Origin of the sequence: uncultured Campylobacter sp. (assembly GCF_938015785.1) — a bacterium.
In the GTDB taxonomy this organism is placed as follows: Bacteria; Campylobacterota; Campylobacteria; order Campylobacterales; family Campylobacteraceae; genus Campylobacter_B.
Genome location: NZ_CALLWC010000024.1, coordinates 77,170 through 83,798, shown reverse-complemented (window position 1 = coordinate 83,798; position 6,629 = coordinate 77,170). Strand labels below are relative to the sequence as shown.

The 6,629-nt window shown below is 49.4% G+C and carries 8 protein-coding genes; 3 read left to right on the top strand and 5 right to left on the bottom strand.

The window, feature by feature from the left end:
• Positions 1–248: hypothetical protein (locus Q0393_RS03470; protein WP_298977940.1), on the bottom strand; the 248-nt coding region annotated here is incomplete at its 3' end.
• Positions 249–661: 413 nt separating this feature from the next.
• Between Q0393_RS03470 and Q0393_RS03465 the strand changes: the two genes are divergently transcribed.
• Entirely contained in the window at positions 662–1,228 is a 567-nt protein-coding gene (locus tag Q0393_RS03465; protein ID WP_298977938.1) for a hypothetical protein, read from the top strand.
• A 2-nt stretch (positions 1,229–1,230) separates the two neighbouring features.
• Here the strand turns inward: Q0393_RS03465 and Q0393_RS03460 are convergent, their stop codons facing one another.
• The 4 genes from Q0393_RS03460 to Q0393_RS03445 form a co-directional block, all read right to left on the bottom strand.
• A complete protein-coding gene (locus Q0393_RS03460) occupies positions 1,231–1,638 on the bottom strand; it encodes a hypothetical protein (protein ID WP_298977937.1) in 408 nt (135 codons plus the stop codon).
• A 107-nt stretch (positions 1,639–1,745) separates the two neighbouring features.
• Positions 1,746–2,150, bottom strand: a complete 405-nt coding sequence (locus Q0393_RS03455) for a hypothetical protein (protein ID WP_298977936.1) — start codon at positions 2,148–2,150, stop codon at positions 1,746–1,748.
• Positions 2,151–2,267: 117 nt separating this feature from the next.
• Positions 2,268–2,438: a hypothetical protein gene (locus Q0393_RS03450; protein ID WP_298977933.1), complete on the bottom strand. Its 171-nt coding sequence runs from the start codon at positions 2,436–2,438 to the stop codon at positions 2,268–2,270.
• A 117-nt stretch (positions 2,439–2,555) separates the two neighbouring features.
• Positions 2,556–3,449 (bottom strand): peptidylprolyl isomerase, encoded by an 894-nt coding sequence (locus Q0393_RS03445; protein ID WP_298977931.1) that lies wholly within the window; start codon positions 3,447–3,449, stop codon positions 2,556–2,558.
• A gap of 84 nt (positions 3,450–3,533) precedes the next feature.
• Here Q0393_RS03445 and gltX point away from each other — a divergent pair, with 84 nt between their 5' ends.
• Together gltX and Q0393_RS03435 are read left to right on the top strand one after the other, a co-directional pair.
• Entirely contained in the window at positions 3,534–4,913 is a 1,380-nt protein-coding gene (gltX, locus tag Q0393_RS03440) for a glutamate--tRNA ligase (RefSeq protein ID WP_298977929.1), read from the top strand.
• Between the two features lies 1 nt (position 4,914).
• On the top strand, positions 4,915–6,162 hold the full coding sequence (locus Q0393_RS03435; RefSeq protein WP_298977927.1) for a malic enzyme-like NAD(P)-binding protein: 1,248 nt from the start codon (positions 4,915–4,917) through the stop codon (positions 6,160–6,162).
• The last annotated feature ends 467 nt before the right edge of the window (positions 6,163–6,629 follow it).

The window sequence follows — 6,629 nt, the reverse complement described above, 5'->3', positions numbered from 1 at the left end:
TCGCTTGAAATTTCTGCGCCGCTTGACATTCGTGCGGCTTTAGCATTACGTCGCCGCGCACCGTTTGAATTTATACTCGCCGCCCAGCATCGCTTGCGATTTTTTGCGTGCGTACCGCGTTTTAGACTACCGTATTTTACGACGATGAAGGCGGCGATCGCCGCTACGCGCTCGATCTGCTCGATAAAGGACGAATCCGCGCTTGAAGTTAAAACGCTACAGGAGTATCTAGGCGGCAAGTAGCGCAAGCAGCCTCCGTTAGCGCCGTGCCGCGATGAAATTTTAAAATTTTAATTTGCTTTTAGGCAATACGATTAAACGGGGCGCGAGTAAATTTAACGCGTAGGATCATTAAGAAATTTAAACATGGCGAATCGTGGTAATACAATAGCGCTTTTATTTTTAGGAAGAACTTTTGATTTGCTGGACGAATATAAAAATATAACAGATATTCATACATGTAAAAACCTAAAGTTTTTATGGCTTGATAATGGCAAAGACGCTACTATCGATAGCTGCGAGAAGTGAATCTTTCGAGAAACGCCGCAGTTCAAGCATTTAACAGGGAGTTGCAGATGAAGATACGGCAAAAAGCTTTTGTAAATAAAAATCGCCGAAGATTAAAATTTTTGTATTAATAATGCTTTTGGGGAAGGGTACGGTGAAATACTATAGAGTAAGCGGCGTTGATAACAATGCCTGTTTTTACGGCGACGAAAAAGAGTTATTGAAATTTTGCTCCAAATGTAAACTAATCGTCAATCGCTATGAAGCGGCAATGGCGGCTGCGGAAACATTTGTGCTAAAAAAGAGATGCGATTATTCTTCTTGCTGGGACGGAGAGACTGTCGTGTCGCAAAGATTTGTCGATATATACAATAAATATAGTTTAAGCGGATTATCATTTATCAAACTTCCGCGTTCAAAGAATTTTTATCTTCTACAATGCGATATCGAGGTAAGATACGATTACGGCAATAACCCTAACTTGATACGCCGTCAATTATGTACCGAGTGTGGGCAATATAGGGAAGTTTCGTGTGTTTTACCGATAAAGATACTTGACGAGGATCGGTTAAAGAACAATACTTTTTACAAAACAGATTTAATTGTCGGCGGCGTCGTCGGGCGCTGGCCGCTACTGTTAGCAACGGACGATATTCCGCTCATATTTCAAGCGGAAAAGATAAAAGATATATATTTTAAACTATGCAATAAAAACGGATAATATTAAATTTTAAGCGGGCAAGCCCGTTTTGTAGTAAAAATTTGCCCTAGCGCTGCGGCGTCCGCCTCAAAATAGCGATTTATCTCGCGCGTTTGCTCGCCCTCGCCTGCCAGCTCGTAGTGGGTGAAGATCAATTTGTCCTCGCGGCAGTCTATATCGCAGATCGATGAGGCGATCTCGCCGAGCGAGCCTGCTTTGGGTTCAAAGCCCGCCAGAGCGATCTCGGCGATGAACTCAAATTTTATCGCGTCAAAAAGATAGCGGCGAAAGTAGTCGTCGTCGCGCACGAGCCAAATTTTTTCATTTAGCGGCACCATACCGCCGAGCATAAATTCCCGCGTTTCGCCGTCCAGCGCGAGCTCATCGGGGAAGCAAAATTTGCGCAGCGGCTCTAGTTGCGGGTAGCTCACGATAGCAATCTCTTACTCGTATAAATTTAGCAACACCGCTTCGCGCGGTCGGTTATTTTTCCGCTCGCGCGGTTGCTCGATTTTTTGCACATTTTCGCGCCCGCTCTTCAAAGCATATTTTTGCTCGCGCTTTTTTCGTCGTAGCATTTACTATCTAGCGTGTCTTTCTGATCGCGCAGGCACTCTCGTTCGAGCATCCGTTCGCATTGCCCATTGGCGCCGTTTTGTTTATGAGCCTGCTGCGGCACGCTTCCTAGTTTGCTTTCCCGCTCGTTTGCGTGCCCGCCCTCTAGCGCAAACAAAAAACTAAAATCCTCTTCGAGCTCGGCGGTCAAATTTAGCTCGCTTCCGTCCGCACGCAGCAGAAACGATCTGCTGCCGTCCTGTCTCGCGCCGAGACCTATCGCCATGCCGCCTATTTGCGGCAGCTCATCCATCCACACGTCCGAGTTTCTAAGTTCATCGGGCAGAGCTAAATTCGACTTTAACTCGCCGCCGTAGCCATAAATCAATATCGTGATTTGCCCCTCGCCGTCGCGGCGCGCCAGCCAAATTTGAGCCGCGCGGGGTTCGAATTTTGCGTAGATGATCGGCTCTCGAAGGCTAAATTTAAGCTCGCGATCAAAGTCTTAAATTTTAAAATTTAGCTCCTCGCCGTCATATTCGTCGCTCCAAACGGCAACGAGTTTAAAGGCCGTATCGACGCCAAAACAAAATTTGCTCGCGCCGAAGTCCGCAGCGCTTATGCCGCCGCTTCTAGGATCGCTCTTAAGTTCGGTAAAATCGTTGATTACTATCACGCAAAGCCTTTAAATTTTATCAAAATTTTACGCGCGAGCGGACAAGCTGCACGCTTGCCCTTGCGCTATCGGCGTTAAATTCTATAAAATTTAATGCGCGGCGGCAGATTTTAAAATTTACTGCCTTTTTTGCACCTTTACCTTAGAGCTATTTTTGGCGCTCTTTTGTGTTTTTGTCTGCGGACGCTCGATGATGCGGATATTGGCGTTTGAGCGGAGCCTGTCGTTGAACTCGGCGACCGCCTTTTTGCGTTCGGAGGTCACGTAGCCTTCGATCGCTCTATCTTGCACGCTGTCAAAATCAAGCGTACGAAGCCCTTTTTTGTCGTTTACATAAAACATCTCGTAGCCGTTGCGCGTAGGGATGATCGGCGAAAATTTGCCCTGTTCGACGTTCGTGACGATGTATTTTAGCCCCTCGTCCATTTGGTTGGCCTTGAGGGTTCCCTTCATCACATACACGTCGCCCGGACGGAGTTTGGGATTTGCGCGGATCTTATCGAGCTGAGCTTGCGATTTTGCGATGTAGCGGGTGAGAGTGATGCTATCGAAGGTCGTAAATAAAGAGCTATTTTGCGTGTAGAATTTTTTGACGTTTTCGGGGGTGGTTTTGCGCTGCACTTCAGAAAAGATCGAACCGTAGAGCTTTTCTTCTAGCAGGGCGCGACGGATATTCGTTTTGAAGTCCTCGTAGTCCATGCCCTCTCTTTGGATCGCGGTTTTTAGCTGATCGACGCTTAGTTTGTTTTGATCGGCGATCGCTTTAAATCTCGCGCCGATCTCTGCGTCATTTACCGCGATGCCGCGGCGTTTGATTTCGGATTGTTGAAGCTTCTGTCCGATTAAAATTTCCATCGCGGCTTGCGGTGAAGCGCCGGTTAATTTTTGGACCTTCACCAGCTCGTAGTTCGTGATGGGCTCGTTATCTACCACGGCGATGACGCCGTTTACTACCTCGGCGCCTGCGTAAGCGACGCAGATCATCGCAGAAAAAAGTAGTTTTTTTATCATTTTCAACCTTTATTTAATCTTTTTACTTTATAATTACGAAACCGCGATTATAACATTAAATGGTAATTTTTGCAAAGGAATTTTATGATAGTCACTCGTTTCGCGCCGAGCCCCACCGGATATTTGCATATCGGCGGACTTAGAACGGCGCTTTTTAATTACCTCTACGCTAGAGCAAACGGCGGAAAATTTCTGCTGCGCATCGAGGATACCGATCTGAAGCGCAATTCGCAGGAGGCCGCGCAGGCGATCGAGGAGGCCTTTAAGTGGTGCAGCTTGGATTACGACGGAGAGGTAGTGTATCAAAGCTTACGCTTCGATCTTTACAGACAATACGTCCAAAAGCTGCTAGATGAGGGCAAGGCATACAGATGCTATATGAGCAAGGATGCGCTGGACGAGCTGCGCGCGCAGCAGGAAGCTCGCAAAGAGCGCCCGCGCTACGATAATCGCTATCGCGATTTTACCGGCACGCCGCCTGGAGGCATCGAGCCCGTAATCCGCATCAAATCCCCGCTTAGCGGCACGGTAGAATTCAAAGACGGCATCAAGGGCGATATTAAATTTAACGTAGAGGACATTTTGGACGATTTCATCATCGCCAGAAGCGACGGCACGCCTACGTATAACTTCACGGTCGTGATCGACGATGCGCTGATGGGCGTCACGGACGTGATCCGCGGCGACGATCATCTAAGCAACACCCCGAAGCAGATCGTGCTGTATAACGCGCTAGGCTTTAAAATCCCGAAATTTTACCACGTCGCGATGATCAACGGCGCCGACGGCAGCAAGCTGAGCAAACGTCACGGCGCTACCGACGTGATGGAATACAAACGTATGGGCTATCTGCCGCAAGCTCTGCTAAATTTTTTAGTGCGCCTGGGCTGGAGCCACGGAGACGATGAAATTTTTAGCATGGAGGAGATGAAGCGCTACTTTGATCCCAACCATATCAACAAGAGCTCCAGTACTTTCAACCAAACCAAGCTCGAGTGGTTAAACGCGCATTATATTAAAAACTCGGGCGACGACGAGCTTGCCGCGCAGCTTGTAGAATTCGGCGTCGATATCCGCTCGCACGCGAAAAAACATCTCATCGCGCAGCAGTACAAACAGCGCGCAAAGACGCTAGCGGAGATGGCTGAGGGCATTAGGGCTCTTCTAAACCGCCCGAGCTGCTACGACGAGAAGGCGCATAAGAAATTCATAACGGAAAATTCGCTAAGCTTGTTGGCAAAATTTAAAGAAATTTTAGGCGTAAATTTGAGCGCAAAGGAGTGCGAGGAGGAGACGATGAAATTTTTGGACGCAAACGGCGTCAAGCTAAAAGACCTAGCTCAGCCGCTGCGCGTTGCGATCACGGGAGGAAGCGTTAGTCCGTCGATTTTTGAAATTTGTGAAATTTTAGGAAGCGACGAAGTTAAGATTAGAATTTCAAATTTGATTGAAAAAGGATTGTAAAATGGCTAAAGTGAATGTTGAGGCGGCTTTGGAGTACCATCTAGGCGGCAAAATCGGAACGAACGTGAAAAAACCGTGCGCTACGGCGGCGGATTTGGCGCTTGCATACACGCCGGGCGTCGCGGAGCCTTGTAAGGTGATCGAAAATGATCACGAGGCCGCGTTTAAATACACGAATAAGGCCAATCTCGTAGCCGTCATCACCAACGGTACGGCCGTTTTGGGGCTCGGAGACATCGGCGCGATCGCCGGAAAGCCCGTCATGGAGGGCAAGGCGGTTTTATTTAAAAAATTTGCGGGCGTCGATGCGTTTGATATCGAGATCGACGAGAAGGATCCAAAAAAGATCGTAGAAATTTGCAAAGCCTTGGGGCCTACTTTCGGCGGTATAAATCTAGAAGACATCAAAGCTCCCGAGTGCTTCGAGATCGAGCAAAACCTACAGGCCGCGCTCGATATACCCGTCATGCACGACGATCAGCACGGCACGGCGATGATCACTACGGCGGGGTTGATAAACGCGCTTGAAATTAGCGGCAAAAAGATCGAGGATATGAAGATCGTCGTAAGCGGCTCGGGCGCTGCGGGCATCGCATGCGCTAAGATGTATAAGGCGCTAGGCGCCAAACATATCGTCATGATCGATTCAAAAGGCGTAATCCATACGGCGCGAACCGATCTTACGAAAGAGAAAGCGGAATTTGCTCTAGATACGCAGGCTAGGAGCTTGGAAGATGCGATGAAGGGCGCGGATATGTTTTTGGGCCTTAGCAAACCGGGTATCGTAAGTAAAGCAATGGTAGCGTCGATGGCGCCGCATCCGATCATCTTCGCGCTCGCAAATCCGGTACCTGAAATTTACCCCGAAGAGATCAAAGAGGTCAGAAGCGACGCGATGATCGGCACCGGCAGAAGCGACTATCCAAATCAGATCAACAACGTCCTGGGCTTCCCGTATATCTTCCGCGGCGCACTTGACGTAAGAGCTAAAAAGATCACCGAAAATATGAAAATGGCTGCGGCGCGCGCGCTAGCAAACCTAGCTCGCAAGGGCGCGCCCGAGGAGATTTGCGAGATGCTTGGCGTCAAAGAGCTTAAATTCGGAAAGGATTACGTCATCCCAAATCCGTTCGACAAGCGGGCTTTGGCGGTAGTATCTGCTGCGGTGGCGCAGGCTGCGGTAGATGACGGCGTCGCTCGCGTGAAGGACTTTGACGCCGAGGCCTACGAAAAGAGCCTACAGCGATAGGCTAAACGCGGCTAAATTTAACGGTTTGCGCGGCGGGCCGTCGCGACTAAGAGGCCTGTTAAATTAAAGCCGCGAAATTTTGTCATCGCGAGATTTTTGAGGCGCGATCTAGCCTAGTCGCGGCTCCTTGCGGCGCGATTCTTTGCGATGCGAGTGTGCCGTTTGCGCGATGCTTGGATACGGTGCCGTATTATCGGGCGCGGTAGGCGGCCGGTAGCGTCGTAATGCCCGCCCGCGCTCGGCGCCGAAACGCTTTTTAGGCCGTAGCTCTTATCGTCCTTGAAGATGACGGCTCGTCACGGCGCACCGCGGCTCGGTAAAATTTTACCGCACGCCGTGTTTTAGCGCGCGTCCGTTTGGAAGTATCGGCGAAGCGCTCGATACGCTCCGCTGCTGACGGCGGAGAGGACGGAAGCGCCGCTTGAAATTTCAGTCCGCCTCTGACGCGGGGCGGCTAGATAAATTTA